Raw genomic sequence first — 243 nt, forward strand, 5'->3', positions numbered from 1 at the left:
ATCCATGGCCAGGAAGACATCCTCCCCGGGTTTATAACCAGCTTTTTCAATACCTGCTATTATAAGGGCTAAGGCTTCTTCATTCGTCTTCAAGCTGGGGGCAAAGCCTCCCTCATCTCCTATAGAGGTATTCAATCCCCGGTCTTTAAGAACGGTTTTTAAAGTATGATAGATTTCCGCCCCCATACGCAGGGCTTCAGCAAAGTTAGGAGCCCCTGCCGGTACAATCATAAACTCCTGAAT

General features: G+C 46.9%; 1 pseudogene. It reads right to left on the reverse strand.

Annotation, left to right across the window (positions count from 1 at the left end):
- Nucleotides 1-243 (reverse strand): annotated as a pseudogene (gene eno / locus B2633_RS08370) (phosphopyruvate hydratase); the annotation flags it as partial.

It is taken from the genome of Syntrophomonas sp. UBA1041, from assembly GCF_002316705.1.
Classification (GTDB): domain Bacteria; phylum Bacillota; class Syntrophomonadia; order Syntrophomonadales; family Syntrophomonadaceae; genus DTU019.